Raw genomic sequence first — 14,848 nt, 5'->3', positions numbered from 1 at the left:
ACCGTCAGAGCAACATGCCGTGCGTGCGGCCGTCCGGCAGCACGACTTCCTTTGAATTGAAGTGGATCGTGCGGTCGCGTTCGGTGTCGCCGTGGCGTGCCGGCCGTGACGACCGGCGTCGACACCGCGCAGCGCAGCCGCGACAATACGCGTCTCCCTTTGCTTTCGTCATCGAGGTGCCTGCCCGTGTCTGCCAAGCCGTCCGTTGCCCCCGCGATCGTCTGGTTCCGCGACGATCTGCGCGTGACCGATCAGCCCGCGTTGACGCGCGCGGTCGAATCCGGCCGGCCGCTCGTCTGCGTGTTCGTCGACGACACGGGCGCCGGCGCCGGACCCGCGCTCGGCGGCGCGGCGCGCTGGTGGCTGCACGGGTCGCTGGCCGGGCTCGACGCCGCGCTCGCGCGGCATGGCGGGCGCCTGCTGCTGCTGCGCGGCGACGCGCAGCGCGAGATCGAGCGCGTCGTCGGCGACACGGGCGCGGCCGCCGTGTACTGGAACCGCCGTTATGCGCAGCCGCAGCGCGACGCCGACGCGGCGCTGAAGGCATCGCTCAAGGCGCGCGGCGTGACGGTCGAGAGCAGCAACGGCAGCCTGTTGAACGAGCCGTGGGAGGTGCTGACGGGCAGCGGCGGCCCGTACCAGGTCTTCACCGCGTACTGGCGCGCGGCGCGCCGCGATCGCACGGTCGCCGCGCCGCTGCCGGCGCCCGAGCGGATCGCGTTTCATCCATGGTCGCAAGCCGTGCGCGACCGTGCGCTGTCGCTCGACGCACTTGCGTTGCGTCCGCCTGCGCCGGACTGGGCCGGCGGTCTGCGCGACGCGTGGCCGGCGCCCGACGAAGCCGGCGCGCACGCACAGCTCGATACGTTTGTGACGACCGCGCTCGCCGGCTATGCGGATGCGCGCGACCGTCCCGATCGCCCCGCGACGAGCCGGCTGTCGCCGTTCCTGCGCTTCGGCAACGTGTCGCCGCGACAGGTGTGGCATGCGGTGCAGGGCGCCGCGCACGCAGGCGGCGCGGCGTACGCGGCGCACGCCGACAAGTTCCTGAGCGAGCTCGGCTGGCGCGAATTCAGCTACACGCTGCTGTATCACTTCCCGGCGCTCGCGACCGACAACTTCCGCGCGCAGTTCGATGCGATGCCGTGGCGCGACGATCCCGCCGCGTTACGCGCGTGGCAGCGCGGGCGGACCGGCTATCCGCTCGTCGATGCGGGCCTGCGCGAACTGTGGACGACCGGCTGGATGCACAACCGCGTGCGGATGGTCGTCGCGTCGTTCCTGATCAAGCACCTGCTGATCGACTGGCGCGCGGGCGAAGCGTGGTTCCGCGACACGCTGGTCGACGCCGATCCCGCGAACAACGCGGCGAGCTGGCAATGGGTGGCCGGCTGCGGCGCCGACGCCGCGCCGTATTTCCGCATCTTCAATCCGGTCGCGCAGGGGCAGAAGTTCGACCCGGACGGCGCGTACGTGCGGCGCTGGGTGCCCGAGCTCGCCGGCCTCGACGACGCATCGATCCACGCACCTTGGGAAGCGTCGCCGCTGGCGCTCGAAGCGGCCGGCGTACGGCTCGGCGTCGACTATCCGGCGCCGCTCGTCGAGCACTCGGCCGCGCGCGCCCGTGCGCTCGATGCGCTGGCCACGTTGCCGAAGCGCCGCTGACCGTCCGCTCCGGTTTGCCGCATCAATTGCAGAAGGCGACGTGCTCGAGCAGCGCGTAGGCGACGCCCGCATCGAAGTAGGCCGCGCCGCACCACGCGACGAACGCGAGCGTGCCGGCGGCCAGCGCCGCGCGCATCATGCCCATGCCGCGTTCCCCGATGCCGGGCGCGCGACGCGCGCGTCGTCGATCGGCAGGTGCAGTAGCGCCGCGAGCACGCCGAGCGCGATCGAGCCGATCCACAGCGGCAGGTACGAATGCGTCGCGTCGTACACGAGCGCGCCGAGCCACACGCCGAAGAAGCTGCCGAGCTGGTGGCCGAAGAATACGAAGCCGAACAGCGTCGCGATGTAGCGCACGCCGAACATCTGCGAGATCACGCCGTTCGTCAGCGGGACCGTGCCGAGCCACGTGAAGCCCATCACGGCCGCGAACACGTAGACGCTCGTGGGCGACAGCGGCGCGGCGACGAACGCGGCCATCGCGAGCGCACGCACGAGATACAGCACGGACAGCACGTACTTGCGCCGCAGCAGCCCGCCCAGATGGCCGCACGCATAGGTGCCGGCCACGTTGGTCAGCGCGATCAGCGCGAGCGCGACGCTCGCATGGCGCGCCGGCAGCCCGTGGTCGAGCAGGTACGCGGGCAGGTGCGTCGCGATGAAGGCGAGCTGGAAGCCGCACGCGAAGAAGCCCGCGTTCAGCAGCCAGAAGCCGCGATGCGCGAACGCCTCGCGCACGGCTTCACCGATCGACTGTTCGGGGCCGGCGGCGGCGCCCGCCGCCTGCGCGGGCCGGTCGCGCAGCAGCACGGCGAGCGGCGCGAGCAACGCGGCGACGAGCGCCAGCGCGATGAACGCGTGCCGCCAGCCGATGCCGCCGATCAGTTCCTGTGCGACGGGCACCATGCAGAACTGGCCGAGCCCGCCGATCGCGCCGGCAACCCCGAGCGCCCAGCCGCGCCGATCGGGCGGGAACAGGCGGCTCAGCGCGCCGTAGATCGACGCGAACGCCGAGCCCGACAGCGCGATGCCGATCACGAGCCCGGCGCCGACCGTGAACACGCCGGTCGTGGCCGCCTGCGCCATCGTGACGAGCCCGACCGCGTACAGCAGCATGCCGGCGACGATCACGCGCACCGAGCCGAAGCGGTCGGCGATCATCCCGGTGAACGGTTGCGCGACGCCCCAGATCAGGTTCTGCAACGCCAGCGCGAGCCCGAACGCCTCCCGCGACCAGCCGTGGTCGAGCGACACGGGCGCCAGGAACAGGCCCTGCACGTGCCGGATGCCGAGCGCGGCGCCCATGATCAGGCCGCCTGCCAGCACGGGCAGCCAGCGGCGCCGGACTTCCTGCTCGATCGGGGTCATGCGTGTCTCCGGATGAAGGCGCGCGGCGAAACGGTCGCGCTCGATCCGATTAGACGAGCGGGGCGGTCGTCGCTCAAGCGATCATTCGGTCAGGTTGGCATGCGTGACGGGAATGCGAAGGGGCGACGTCGGCTGTCCGCGGTCACGCGCATCCGCACCGTCGGCTCAGGCCGACGTCATGTCGTGCGCGTGCATCGACGCATCGCATTCGGCCGCTTCGGCGAGCATCCAGTCGCGCACGTCGGCGACTTCGCGGCGCGGGGCCGGATCGTGCTGGAACAGCCAGTAGCCGTACGTTTCCGACAGCGTCTGCGTGTGCGGCCCGAGCACCGCGAGCCGGCCGTCGGCGAGCATCGGCGCGACGAGCGCGAGCCGGCCGAGCGCGATGCCCTGGCCGGCGATCGCGGCCTGGATCACCTGATCGTACTGGTTGAAGCGCAGCACGCCTTTCGGGCGCGCGTCGCCGAGCCCGGCCGCGTGCAGGTGCGCGTGCCACTGCAACTGCGGTTGCGGCGGCCCGTCGAATTCGAGCAGCACGTGATCGGCGATCGCGGCCGCGCTCGTGACCGGCCGCGCGGCGAGCGCGGGATGCCCGACCGGCATGACGATCTCGTCGAACAGGCGCAGCGCGCCGGCCGGCGCGCGCTCGCGCGGGCAGTAGCGGATGCCGAGGTCGATGCCCTCCGCGCGCAAATCGAGTACCTTGTCGTTCGCGGCGACGCGCAGGTCGATTTCGGGCAGCCGCGCCTGCAGCCGGCCGAGCCGCGGCAGCAGCCACAGCGCGGTCACGCCGATGCTGGCGGTGATCGTCACGGGCTGGCGCTCGCGCGCGGCGGCGAGCGACGCGACGGTGTCCTGCAGGCCGTGCAGCGCCGCATCGGCGACGCGGAACAGTCGCTCGCCTTCCGGCGTGAATGAAATCTTCCGGTAGCCGCGCTGCAGCAACGTCACGCCGAGATGCGCTTCGAGCGCATGGACCTGGCGGCTGACCGCCGACTGCGTGACGCACAGATCCTGCGCGGCGAGCGTGATGCTCATGCGGCGGCCGACGGCGACGAAGCCGCGGACGAGATCGAGCGACGGGAGGCGGACGAGTGGCGTTGACATGCGCGTGACTCATGCGAACGGAGCAGCAAGATTGGTTGAGAACGCGGCACGCGTCAAGTTCAATGGAGGCGGGTTGGTTGCGGACGGGGAGGCTGAGTCAGCGTTGACGCGCCAACTCGGACCGACCGCTATGCGTGGGATCCGAGTAAGCGCTAAAGCGCTAACTGGGGTCGACCGCGATGCATGGGACCTCAGTAAGCGCTAAAGCGCTAACTCGGACCGACAGGAGACACGATGACGATTTCGAACGAGGAAAGCGGCGCAGCGCAGGGCAGTCGCGCGGCGGGCGCATTGCCGCCCGAACCCGTGACGCTGCGGGCAGCCGACGGCTACGAACTGCGCGGCCACGTGTGGCGCCATCGCGGCGCCGCCGCAGCGCGGCCCGTGACGGTCATCAACTGCGCGACGTCGGTGCGCTGCGACTACTACTTTCGTTTCGCGGCCTGGCTGTTCGCGCAAGGGCGCGACGTGCTCGTCTACGACTATCGCGGTATCGGCGGATCGCGTCCGGCGCAGCTCGCGAAGCTGCGCGCGAACTGGCTCGACTGGGGACGGCTCGATTGTGAAGCCGCGCTGCACTATGCGCGCGACGCGTTTCCGGGCCAGCCGCTCGATGTGGTTGCGCACAGCATCGGCGGCTGCGTGCTCGGCCTCGCGGCATCGAACGTGCACGTGCGGCATGCGGTGACCGTCGGCGCGCAGTACGCGTATTGGCGCGACTATTTGCCCGCTGAGCGGCGCCGCATGTGGTGGAAGTGGCATGTCGCGATGCCCGCGCTCGCCGCCGTGTTCGGCTACGTGCCCGCGAAGCGGCTCGGCTGGATGGAGGACACGCCGCGCGGTATCGCGCTGTCGTGGGCGCGTTCGCGGCCGCGTTTCGAGGACGGCTACCTCGGCAGCGTGCTCGACGACGGCGCGGCGAGCCGTGCCGCGTTGCCGGCGCGCTTCGCGGGGCTGTCGGCGCCGATGCTCGCGGTCGGCATCGACGACGACGCGTTCGGCACGGTCGCCGCGATCGAGCGGCTGGTCGGCTACTACACGGGCAGCAACGTCACGCATCTGCGGATCGCGCCGGCCGACATCGGCGTCGACGCGATCGGTCATTTCGCGTTTTTCCACAGCCGCTTCACCGACACGCTGTGGCCGGTCGCGTTGTACTGGCTGCAACACGGCGTGCTGCCGGCCGATGCACCGGGCGTCGTGCACGCGCTGCACCCGACGTCGCGCGGGCGAGTGACGGGGAGCGGCGTGCCGGGCAGGGCGGCGAGCGGGTGACCCAGCGTATGCGAGCGCGACGCGCAGCCTCGTTCGCGTCGCGCGCCCGCAGCAGCAGCCGGACGCCGCCGCGATCGATTAACATCGGACGTTTCGCTCCCATGCACAGACTGCCGCGCGCCGATGTCCATTCCGTCCGATTCCGCTTCTCCCGTTGAAACGCCCCGCGCATGGCGCATGCACGCACTCGACGTGCCGCCCGCCGCCGCGCGCGCCGGCGTGCGGATCGCGCGCATCGATTTCGACTGGCGCGTCCCGCTCGCGTCGCCCGCGTATGCGGCGCTGAGCGACGACGAGCGCGCCCGCGCCGCACGTTTCCTGCGGCACGAGGATGGGGTGCGCAGCGCCGCGACGCGCGCCGCGCTGCGCGACGTGCTCGGCGCGGCGCTCGGCATCGCGCCGCGCGCGGTCGCAATCGTCGTCGACGCAGCGGGGCGGCCGTCGCTGGACCCTGCGCATCGTGCGTCGCTCGACTTCAACGTGTCGCATGCGGGCGCTCATGCGCTGCTCGCATGGGTGCCGGCCGGTCGCGTCGGCGTCGATATCGAGGGCTGCAACCGCGCGACGGACTGGCGCGCGCTGACGCGCGAAGTGTGCGCACCCGCCGAGATCGCATATCTCGACGATCTGCCGTCCGGCGAGCGCGAGGGCGAATTCATGCGGGTGTGGTCCGCGAAGGAGGCGCTGCTCAAGGCGCTCGGCACCGGCATCGTCGGCGGGCTGCGCGCGTTCGCGGTCGTGCCGCCGCGCGACTCGGCGACACCCGCGACGACGATCGTCGACCCGATCGCGCCCGCCGCCGGCGTCGCGGCGTTCGATGCGGCGTGGCTCGATGCGGCGCCCGGCTACGCGGCGTGCGTCGCGTGGACGCGCGCGTAGGCCGAGCGCGACGCGGCGCTTACTCGAGCGGTGCGTCGTTCGGCGCCGCGTAGCGCGCCTTGATCACGTCGCTCATCGGGAAGTCGAACGACAGCCCCTTCGGCGGCACCGGCTTCATGAACCATTTGTCGTACAGCGCATTGATCTCGCCGCTTTTCATCAGCTGCACGAGCACGCCGTCGACGAGGGCCTTGAACTGCGGATCGTCCTTGCGCAGCATGAATCCGTAGGCTTCCGACGATTGCGGCGTGCCGACGAGCTGCCAGTCGGCCGGCTTCGCGGCGAGCTGGCGCACGCCCGCGAGCAGCACGTCGTCCATCATGTACGCGGCCGAGCGGCCCGATTCGAGCGTGAGACGTCCTTCGCCATAGTCCTTCGCGCTGATGATCTGCATACCCATCTTCTTTTCCTCGTTCATCTTGCGCAGCAGGCGTTCGGACGTCGTGCCCTGGTTCGTCACGACCGTCTTGCCGGCGAGATCGGGGAAGTCGCGGATGCCCGAGCTCGTGCGCGTGAGCAGGCGCGTCGTCGCGACGAAGAAGGTGGTCGAGAACGCGACCTGCGCATGGCGCGCGGCGAGATTGGTCGTCACGCCGCATTCGAGATCGACGGTGCCGTTCTGCACGAGCGGAATGCGGTTCTGCGACGTGACCGGAATGAAGCGCACCTGCAGGTCGGGCTTGCCGGTGCGCGCCTTCACCGCGGCGATCACGCGGTCGCACAGGTCCTGCGAGAAGCCGATGACCTTGCCACTCGCATCGACATAGGAGAACGGCACCGACGTTTCGCGATGGCCGATCGAAATCAGGTTGGACTGCCGGATCTTCTCGAGCGTGCCGGACAGCGGCTCGGCGGCGACGGACGCGCCGCACGCGAGTGCGCACGCGGCGACGAGCAGGGGGCGGCCGATGCCGGCGGCGAATCGTGACGGGAAGGGCATGACGGTCTCCGTGGCGAATGAGGATCCACATGTTGCCAAATAAAAAATAAAAGCAACATATGTTAAATCGCGACCCCAACCGGCCGAGCCGGCGGCGCGTGGCGGACATCAGGGAAACTCCCGAGCCGGAATTATGAAAAACGGGTTGTCTAGACAAGTTCCGATGGCTACACTTCAATCCATTCCGAACTTGTCTAGACAGGATTGCTCACATGATTACGTTGACCCCCGGCCATCTGACCCTCCCGCAACTGCGCCGGATCGCACGCGAATCCGTGCAACTGAAACTCGACCCGGCCAGCTTCGCGAAGATCGACGCGGGCGCGAAGGCCGTCGCCGACATCGCCGCGAAGGGCGAGCCGGCCTACGGCATCAACACGGGTTTCGGCCGTCTGGCGAGCACCCACATCCCGCACGACCAGCTCGAACTGCTGCAGAAGAACCTGGTGCTGTCGCACGCGGTCGGCGTGGGCGAGCCGATGGCGCGCTCGTCGGTGCGTCTGCTGATGGCGCTGAAGCTGTCGAGCCTCGGCCGCGGCCACTCGGGCATCCGTCGCGAAGTGATGGACGCGCTGATCACGCTGTTCAATGCGGACGTGCTGCCGCTGATCCCGGTGAAGGGTTCGGTCGGCGCCTCGGGCGACCTCGCGCCGCTCGCGCACATGTCGGCCGTGCTGCTCGGCGTCGGCGAAGTGTTCATCCGCGGCGAACGCGCGAGCGCGCTCGACGGTCTGCGCGTCGCCGGCCTCGCGCCGCTGACGCTGCAGGCGAAGGAAGGCCTCGCGCTCCTGAATGGCACGCAGGCATCGACCGCACTCGCGCTCGACAACATGTTCGCGATCGAAGACCTGTACCGCACCGCGCTCGTCGCCGGCGCGCTGTCGGTCGACGCGGCAGCCGGCTCGGTGAAGCCGTTCGACGCGCGCATCCACGAACTGCGCGGCCATCAAGGCCAGATCGACGCGGCCGCGTCGTACCGCGAACTGCTCGAAGGTTCGCCGATCAACCAGTCGCACCGCGACTGCGACAAGGTGCAGGATCCGTACAGCCTGCGCTGCCAGCCGCAGGTGATGGGCGCGTGCCTCGACCAGATGCGTCATGCGGCCGACGTGCTGCTGGTCGAAGCGAACGCCGTGTCGGACAACCCGCTGATCTTCCCGGATACCGGCGAAGTGCTGTCGGGCGGCAACTTCCATGCCGAGCCCGTCGCGTTCGCGGCCGACAACCTCGCGCTCGCCGCGGCGGAAATCGGCGCGCTGGCCGAGCGCCGCATCGCGCTGCTGATCGACGCGACGCTGTCGGGCCTGCCCCCGTTCCTCGTGAAGGACGGCGGCGTGAACTCCGGCTTCATGATCGCGCACGTGACGGCGGCCGCTCTCGCATCGGAGAACAAGACGCTCGCGCACCCGGCGTCGGTCGACTCGCTGCCGACTTCCGCGAACCAGGAAGACCACGTGTCGATGGCGACGTTCGCCGCGCGCAAGCTCGCCGACATCGCGGACAACACGAAGCACATCCTTGCGATCGAACTGCTGGCCGCCGCCCAGGGCGTCGACCTGCGTGCGCCGTACCACACGAGCCCGAAGCTCGCGCCGGTGATGGAGACGATCCGCGGCAAGGTTGCGCACTACGAGCTCGATCACTACTTCGCACCGGACATCGCGGTGATCGCGAAGCTGGTCGGCGAGCGCGCGTTCGCGAAGGTCGCGCCGTTCTCGTTCGCATCGGAACAGTAAGCCGATGAGTGCGCCGGTCTACCAGGAGATCAAGGATTTCATCCTGGGCCGCATTCACGCCGGCGAGTGGGCGGAGGGCGATCAGGTGCCGTCCGAGAACGAACTGGCACGCGAGTTCAAGGTCGCGCGCATGACCGTCAACCGCGCGGTGCGCGAGTTGACGGCCGAGCAGGTGCTCACGCGCATGAAGGGCGCGGGCACCTACGTCGCGCGGCCGAAGTACGAGTCGACGCTGGTCGCGATCCGCAGCATCTCGGAAGAGGTGGGCGCACGCGGGCATGCGTACCGCGCGAGCGTGCTCGGGCTCGACACGATCCGCGCCGACGATGCGCTTGCCGACGAGATGCAGGTGGCCGTGCGCACGAAGCTGTTTCATTCGCAGGTGCTGCACTTCGAGAACGACGAGCCGGTGCAGCTCGAAGAACGATGGGTGAATCCGGCGGTCGCGCCGGATTACGCCGAGCAGGATTTCACGAACACGACGCCGAACCTGTACCTGATGCGCGCGGCGCCGCTGCAGCGCGTCGAGTACCGGATCGAAGCGGCGGCCCCGGCGCCGGAGCGGCGCGAGCAGCTGCGGATGGACGACGTCGAACCGTGTCTGGTTTTACATCGGCGCACCTGGTCGCAGGGCGTCGTCGCCTCGGTGGCGAATTTGTGGCATCCCGGCAGCCGTTATCGCTTCACCGGGCATTTCTGATTCCTTATTGATCTTCCATTTCCTTCGGGAGCAGTCGTCATGAACCATCCGAAACACATCGATCCCCGTCTCGATCCGACGCGCACGATCCGCGCGCCGCGCGGCAGCGAAAAGACCTGCAAGACCTGGCTGGCCGAAGCGGCCTACCGGATGATCCAGAACAACCTCGACCCGGAAGTCGCCGAGCATCCGCATGCGCTCGTCGTGTACGGCGGCATCGGCCGTGCGGCGCGCAACTGGGAATGCTACGACCAGATCCTCGCGTCGCTGAAGGATCTCGAGGAAAACGAAACGCTGCTGATTCAATCGGGCAAGCCGGTCGGCGTGTTCCGCACGCACAAGGATGCGCCGCGCGTGCTGCTCGCGAACTCGAACCTGGTGCCGCACTGGGCGAACTGGGATCACTTCCACGAGCTCGACCGCAAGGGCCTGATGATGTACGGCCAGATGACGGCCGGCAGCTGGATCTACATCGGCAGCCAGGGCATCGTGCAGGGCACCTATGAAACGTTCTTCTCGGTCGCGAACCAGCACTTCAACGGCGATCCGTCGGGCCGCTGGATCCTGACGGGCGGCCTGGGCGGGATGGGCGGCGCGCAGCCGCTCGCCGCGACGATGGCCGGCTTCTCGATGATCGCGGTCGAATGCGACGAGACGCGCATCGACTTCCGCCTGAAGACGCGCTACGTCGACAAGAAGGCGACGACGCTCGACGAAGCGCTCGGCATGATCGACGAAGCGAAGCGCACCGGCAAGCCGGTGTCGATCGGCTTGCTCGGCAACGCGGCCGACGTGTTCGCGGAACTCGTCACGCGCGGCATCACGCCGGACTGCGTGACCGACCAGACGAGCGCGCACGACCCGATCAACGGCTACCTGCCGCAAGGCTGGACCGTCGCGCAATGGCGCGAGGCGCAGAAGGTCGATCCGCAAAGCATCGTGAAGGTCGCGAAGCAGTCGATGGCCGTCCAGGTGCGCGCGATGCTCGCGCTGCAGGAACGCGGCGCGGCGACGCTCGACTACGGCAACAACATCCGCCAGATGGCGCTGGAAATGGGCGTCGAGAACGCATTCGACTTCCCGGGCTTCGTGCCGGCGTATATCCGCCCGCTGTTCTGCGAAGGCAAGGGCCCGTTCCGCTGGGTCGCGCTGTCCGGCGATCCGGAAGACATCTACAAGACCGACCAGAAGGTGAAGGAGCTGATCCCCGACGATCCGCACCTGCACAACTGGCTCGACATGGCGCGTGAGCGCATCGCGTTCCAGGGCCTGCCGGCACGGATCTGCTGGGTCGGCGTGAAGGATCGCTACCGCCTCGGCCAGGCGTTCAACGAGATGGTCAAGAACGGCGAACTGAAGGCGCCGATCGTGATCGGCCGCGACCACCTCGACACGGGTTCGGTCGCGAGCCCGAACCGCGAAACGGAATCGATGAAGGACGGTTCGGACGCCGTCAGCGACTGGCCGCTGCTGAACGCGCTGCTGAACACCGCGGGCGGCGCATCGTGGGTGTCGCTGCACCATGGCGGCGGCGTCGGCATGGGCTTCTCGCAGCACTCGGGCGTCGTGATCGTCGCCGACGGCACCGCCGACGCGCACGAGCGTCTCGGTCGCGTGCTGCTGAACGATCCTGCGACGGGCGTGATGCGCCATGCGGATGCCGGCTACGAACTCGCGCAGCAGACGGCCCGCGAAGCCGGCCTGAAGCTGCCGATGCTCGGCCGCTGAGCATGACGGCGCTCGACCAGGCGCCGGTGAACGTGACGACGATCCGCGCGGCGGATCTCGTCGCGTCGCCGTGGAAGAACGGCGGCGGCGTGACGCGCGAGATCGGCGCGTTCCCGCCCGGCGCGGCACTCGATGCGTTCGCGTGGCGCGTGAGCGTCGCGGACGTCGGCACGGCCGGGCCGTTCTCGCGTTTCGACGGCGTCGACCGCACGCTCGTGCTGCTGTCCGGCGCGGGCATGACGCTCGCCGAAGCGGGCGGCACGCGGCACGTGCTCGATGCACCGCTGGCCCGTGCGGATTTTGCGGGCGAGACGGCGATCGACGCGATGCTGCACGACGGCGCGACGCGCGACTTCAACCTGATGACGCGCCGTTCGGCTGCGCGCGGGTCGGTCGACGTATGGCCCGAGGGCACGCACCGCATCGAGCGCGCCGATACCGTGCTGCTGTTCTGCGCGACCGGCGCGGTCGGTGTCGAGATCGACGGCGCGCACTACGCGCTGCAGGAAATGGACACGCTGCGGCTCGACGGGCCGCGGCGTGCGTTTGACGTCGTCGTGAGCGGAAGCGGCGCGCTGCTTGCCGTATCGCTCGCCGTCGGCGAACGAGACTGAACGCATGAAACCGACTGTCTGGCATCACCTGAGGCTGTGTCCGCACGGCCATCCCGACGAGACGATCGACGACGCGGCGATCGCCGTCGACGAAACCGGCACGATCGCGTGGCTCGGCGCATTGTCCGCGCTGCCGCACGGTTATGCGCACTGGCGGCGCGAGGACCTGCACGGCGCGTGGGTGACGCCGGGCCTCGTCGACTGCCATACGCACCTCGTGTACGGCGGCACGCGCGCCGACGAATTCGCGCAGCGCCTCGCGGGCGTCAGCTACGAGGAAATCGCGCGGCAGGGCGGCGGGATCGTGTCGACGGTGCGCGCGACGCGCGCGGCCGACGAGACAGCGCTGTTCGTGCAGGCCGCCGCGCGCCTGCAGCCGCTGCTCGCCGAAGGCGTGACCGCGATCGAGATCAAGTCCGGCTACGGGCTCGACCTCGCGAGCGAGCGCAAGATGCTGCGCGTCGCGCGCCAGCTCGGCGAACGCTTCCCGGTCAGCGTCTATACGACCTTCCTCGGTGCGCATGCGCTGCCGCCGGAATACGCGGGCCGCGCGGACGACTACATCGACGAAGTGTGCGACCGGATGCTGCCGACGCTGGCCGACGAAGGGCTCGTCGACGCGGTCGACGTGTTCTGCGAACGCATCGGCTTTTCGCTCGCGCAGACCGAACGCGTGTTCGAGGCCGCGACGCGGCGCGGGCTGCCGGTGAAGCTGCATGCGGAGCAACTGTCGAATGCGGGTGGCACGGCGCTCGCCGCGCGTTACCGCGCGCTGTCCGCGGACCACCTCGAATTTCTCGACGAAGCCGGCATCGAGGCGATGAAGGCGGCCGGCACGGTCGCCGTGCTGCTGCCCGGCGCGTACTACTTCATCCGCGAAACGCAACTGCCGCCGATCGAGCTGCTGCGCAAGCACGGCGTGCCGATCGCGCTCGCGACCGATCACAACCCGGGCACGTCGCCGCTCGAATCGCTGCTGCTGACGCTGAACATGGGCTGCACGCTGTTCCGCATGACGGTGCCCGAGGTGCTGCAGGGCGTCACCCGCCATGCGGCCGCGGCGCTCGGCCGCGCGGATCGCCACGGCGCGCTCGAGGTCGGTCGCCAGGCCGATTTCGCCGCGTGGTCGGTCGGTTCGCTGGCCGAGCTGGCGTACTGGATCGGCCGGCCGCTGTGCGAGCAGGTCGTACGCGGCGGCACGACCGTGTTTCGCAGGATGAACGGATAGTTTTTGCGACGGACCGGGTTCGGTACGTGACGTACCGGATCCGGGCGACGCTTTGCAGGGGACCGGACCCGGCGCGCAACGGCGCACTCCGGTCGATCGCCGCGAGGCCGGCGCTGGCGCGACGCGCTCGCGCCTGCCGGCCGCGGCACCGGGCCGGACGAGATGCTCAAGCGCTCGATCCGGTCGATGAGGACACGCAATGACCGACACCCTGTTGTTCGCGGACCATGCCTACCTGCCCGATGGCTGGCGCCGCAACGTGCTGCTGCGCTGGGACGCGGCCGGCACGCTGACCGACGTGACGCCCGACACCGACGCGCCGGCCGGCGTCGCGCGCGCGGCCGGGCCGGTGCTGCCCGGCATGCCGAACCTGCATTCGCACGCGTTCCAGCGCGCGATGGCGGGGCTCACCGAATACCGCGCGAATCCTGCCGACAGTTTCTGGAGCTGGCGCGACCTGATGTACCGCTTCGCGCTGAAGATCACGCCCGACGCGCTCGCGGCGATTGCACGCTGGCTGTATGTCGAGATGCTCAAGTGCGGCTACACGTCGGTGTGCGAATTCCACTACGTGCATCACGCGCAGGACGGCTCGCGCTATCCGCAGATCGCGGAGCTCGGCACGCGCGTGGTCGATGCCGCGCGCGCGGCCGGCATCGGCATCACGATGCTGCCCGTGTCGTACCAGTTCGCCGGCTTCGGCAACAAGCCGCCGCGCGACGACCAGCGCCGCTTCATCAACACGCCCGACGGCGTGCTCGAACTGCTCGACGCGATGCGTCGCGCGGCGCCCGAGCATGGCGGGCTGCGCTACGGCGTCGCGCCGCATTCGCTGCGCGCGGTGTCCGAGAGCGGGCTGCGTGTGCTGCTCGACGGGCTGCCCGGCGATGCGCCGGTGCACATCCACATCGCCGAGCAGACGGCCGAAGTCGACGACTGCGTGCGCGCGTACGGCGCACGCCCGGTCCAATGGCTGCTCGATCGTTTCGACGTCGACGCGCGCTGGTGCCTCGTGCACGCGACGCACGTCGATGCGGCCGAGACGGCGGCGCTCGCGAAGCGTCGCGCGGTCGCCGGGTTGTGCCTGACGACCGAAGCGAACCTCGGCGACGGCGTGTTTCCGGCCGTCGACTATCTCGCGCAGGGCGGCGTGATCGGCGTCGGCTCGGACAGCCACGCGTCGGTCGAGTGGCGCTCGGAGCTGCGCCTGCTCGAATACGGGCAGCGGCTCGTGCACCGCGCGCGCAACGTGCTGGCGAGCGAGTCGCAGGCGCACGTCGCCGATCGCCTGTTCGATGCGTCGCTCGCGGGCGGGGCGCAGGCAAGCGGGCGACGCATCGGTGCGCTGCGCGCAGGCTGTCGCGCCGACTGGCTCGTGCTCGATCCCGATCATCCGGCGATCGCCGAACACGACAGCACGGCATGGCTGTCGGGCATCGTGTTCGCCGAACATGGCGAGACGCCGGTGCTCGACGTCTACACGGGCGGCGAGCGCGTCGTGAGCGGCCGCCGCCATCGCGACGAAGCCGCCGCGTATGCCGACTACCGCGCCGCGCTGGCGCAACTGCTGCGCTGAACGCGCGATACCCGGCGCACGGTGCGCCGGCC

General features: G+C 69.8%; 13 protein-coding genes. 9 read left to right on the top strand and 4 right to left on the bottom strand.

The window, feature by feature from the left end; translation table 11 throughout:
- Positions 1–186: 186 nt before the first annotated feature.
- Complete coding sequence (locus tag KR541_RS11240) at positions 187–1,665, top strand: cryptochrome/photolyase family protein (RefSeq protein WP_176016052.1); 1,479 nt, start codon at positions 187–189, stop codon at positions 1,663–1,665.
- A 22-nt stretch (positions 1,666–1,687) separates the two neighbouring features.
- On the opposite strand, the gene KR541_RS36925 is transcribed toward KR541_RS11240, so the two are convergent.
- The 3 genes from KR541_RS36925 to KR541_RS11230 all read right to left on the bottom strand — a co-directional run bounded on the left by KR541_RS36925 (position 1,688) and on the right by KR541_RS11230 (position 4,140).
- A complete protein-coding gene (locus KR541_RS36925) occupies positions 1,688–1,810 on the bottom strand; it encodes a hypothetical protein (RefSeq protein ID WP_050017994.1) in 123 nt (40 codons plus the stop codon).
- Positions 1,801–3,033 (bottom strand): MFS transporter, encoded by a 1,233-nt coding sequence (locus tag KR541_RS11235; RefSeq protein WP_050017993.1) that lies wholly within the window; start codon positions 3,031–3,033, stop codon positions 1,801–1,803. The genes KR541_RS36925 and KR541_RS11235 overlap by 10 nt, the downstream gene beginning before the upstream one ends.
- Before the next feature lie 165 nt (positions 3,034–3,198).
- On the bottom strand, positions 3,199–4,140 hold the full coding sequence (locus tag KR541_RS11230) for a LysR substrate-binding domain-containing protein (RefSeq protein WP_050017992.1): 942 nt from the start codon (positions 4,138–4,140) through the stop codon (positions 3,199–3,201).
- A 234-nt stretch (positions 4,141–4,374) separates the two neighbouring features.
- On the opposite strand from KR541_RS11230, the gene KR541_RS11225 reads away from it, so the two are divergent.
- Both KR541_RS11225 and KR541_RS11220 read left to right on the top strand, forming a co-directional pair.
- On the top strand, positions 4,375–5,415 hold the full coding sequence (locus KR541_RS11225) for an alpha/beta hydrolase family protein (protein WP_124557629.1): 1,041 nt from the start codon (positions 4,375–4,377) through the stop codon (positions 5,413–5,415).
- A gap of 123 nt (positions 5,416–5,538) precedes the next feature.
- Complete coding sequence (locus KR541_RS11220) at positions 5,539–6,294, top strand: 4'-phosphopantetheinyl transferase family protein (protein ID WP_176016051.1); 756 nt, start codon at positions 5,539–5,541, stop codon at positions 6,292–6,294.
- 19 nt (positions 6,295–6,313) lie between these two features.
- On the opposite strand, the gene KR541_RS11215 is transcribed toward KR541_RS11220, so the two are convergent.
- Complete coding sequence (locus KR541_RS11215; protein WP_089488606.1) at positions 6,314–7,234, bottom strand: glutamate/aspartate ABC transporter substrate-binding protein; 921 nt, start codon at positions 7,232–7,234, stop codon at positions 6,314–6,316.
- Between the two features lie 212 nt (positions 7,235–7,446).
- On the opposite strand from KR541_RS11215, the gene hutH reads away from it, so the two are divergent.
- From hutH to KR541_RS11185, 6 genes are all read left to right on the top strand, one after another.
- On the top strand, positions 7,447–8,970 hold the full coding sequence (hutH, locus tag KR541_RS11210; RefSeq protein ID WP_050017988.1) for a histidine ammonia-lyase: 1,524 nt from the start codon (positions 7,447–7,449) through the stop codon (positions 8,968–8,970).
- A 4-nt stretch (positions 8,971–8,974) separates the two neighbouring features.
- On the top strand, positions 8,975–9,670 hold the full coding sequence (gene hutC, locus KR541_RS11205; protein WP_050017987.1) for a histidine utilization transcriptional repressor HutC: 696 nt from the start codon (positions 8,975–8,977) through the stop codon (positions 9,668–9,670).
- Between the two features lie 39 nt (positions 9,671–9,709).
- Positions 9,710–11,398 carry a urocanate hydratase gene (gene hutU / locus KR541_RS11200; RefSeq protein WP_011549425.1) on the top strand — a complete coding sequence of 563 codons (1,689 nt, stop codon included), beginning with the start codon at positions 9,710–9,712 and terminating at the stop codon, positions 11,396–11,398.
- A gap of 2 nt (positions 11,399–11,400) precedes the next feature.
- Positions 11,401–12,012, top strand: a complete 612-nt coding sequence (locus KR541_RS11195) for a HutD/Ves family protein (RefSeq protein WP_050017986.1) — start codon at positions 11,401–11,403, stop codon at positions 12,010–12,012.
- A gap of 4 nt (positions 12,013–12,016) precedes the next feature.
- Positions 12,017–13,240 (top strand): imidazolonepropionase, encoded by a 1,224-nt coding sequence (gene hutI, locus KR541_RS11190; RefSeq protein WP_089488669.1) that lies wholly within the window; start codon positions 12,017–12,019, stop codon positions 13,238–13,240.
- 199 nt (positions 13,241–13,439) lie between these two features.
- Positions 13,440–14,816 carry a formimidoylglutamate deiminase gene (locus KR541_RS11185; protein ID WP_124557626.1) on the top strand — a complete coding sequence of 459 codons (1,377 nt, stop codon included), beginning with the start codon at positions 13,440–13,442 and terminating at the stop codon, positions 14,814–14,816.
- Positions 14,817–14,848: the final 32 nt, after the last annotated feature.

Source organism: Burkholderia sola (genome assembly GCF_905400185.1).
Lineage (GTDB): Bacteria > Pseudomonadota > Gammaproteobacteria > Burkholderiales > Burkholderiaceae > Burkholderia > Burkholderia sola.
Note: the sequence above shows the minus strand (reverse complement) of the source record. Positions and strands in the feature narration are given on the sequence as shown.

What these genes read in the sequence shown, in the direction of transcription:
- KR541_RS11195 (WP_050017986.1), top strand. Translation starts at nt 11,401, where the DNA reads ATGACGGCGCTCGACCAGGCGCCGGTGAACGTGACGACGATCCGCGCG.
- KR541_RS11235 (WP_050017993.1), bottom strand. Translation starts at nt 3,033, where the DNA reads ATGACCCCGATCGAGCAGGAAGTCCGGCGCCGCTGGCTGCCCGTGCTG.
- KR541_RS11220 (WP_176016051.1), top strand. Translation starts at nt 5,539, where the DNA reads ATGTCCATTCCGTCCGATTCCGCTTCTCCCGTTGAAACGCCCCGCGCA.
- KR541_RS11225 (WP_124557629.1), top strand. Translation starts at nt 4,375, where the DNA reads ATGACGATTTCGAACGAGGAAAGCGGCGCAGCGCAGGGCAGTCGCGCG.
- KR541_RS36925 (WP_050017994.1), bottom strand. Translation starts at nt 1,810, where the DNA reads ATGGGCATGATGCGCGCGGCGCTGGCCGCCGGCACGCTCGCGTTCGTC.
- KR541_RS11230 (WP_050017992.1), bottom strand. Translation starts at nt 4,140, where the DNA reads ATGTCAACGCCACTCGTCCGCCTCCCGTCGCTCGATCTCGTCCGCGGC.
- hutH (WP_050017988.1), top strand. Translation starts at nt 7,447, where the DNA reads ATGATTACGTTGACCCCCGGCCATCTGACCCTCCCGCAACTGCGCCGG.
- hutI (WP_089488669.1), top strand. Translation starts at nt 12,017, where the DNA reads ATGAAACCGACTGTCTGGCATCACCTGAGGCTGTGTCCGCACGGCCAT.
- hutC (WP_050017987.1), top strand. Translation starts at nt 8,975, where the DNA reads ATGAGTGCGCCGGTCTACCAGGAGATCAAGGATTTCATCCTGGGCCGC.
- KR541_RS11215 (WP_089488606.1), bottom strand. Translation starts at nt 7,234, where the DNA reads ATGCCCTTCCCGTCACGATTCGCCGCCGGCATCGGCCGCCCCCTGCTC.
- hutU (WP_011549425.1), top strand. Translation starts at nt 9,710, where the DNA reads ATGAACCATCCGAAACACATCGATCCCCGTCTCGATCCGACGCGCACG.
- KR541_RS11185 (WP_124557626.1), top strand. Translation starts at nt 13,440, where the DNA reads ATGACCGACACCCTGTTGTTCGCGGACCATGCCTACCTGCCCGATGGC.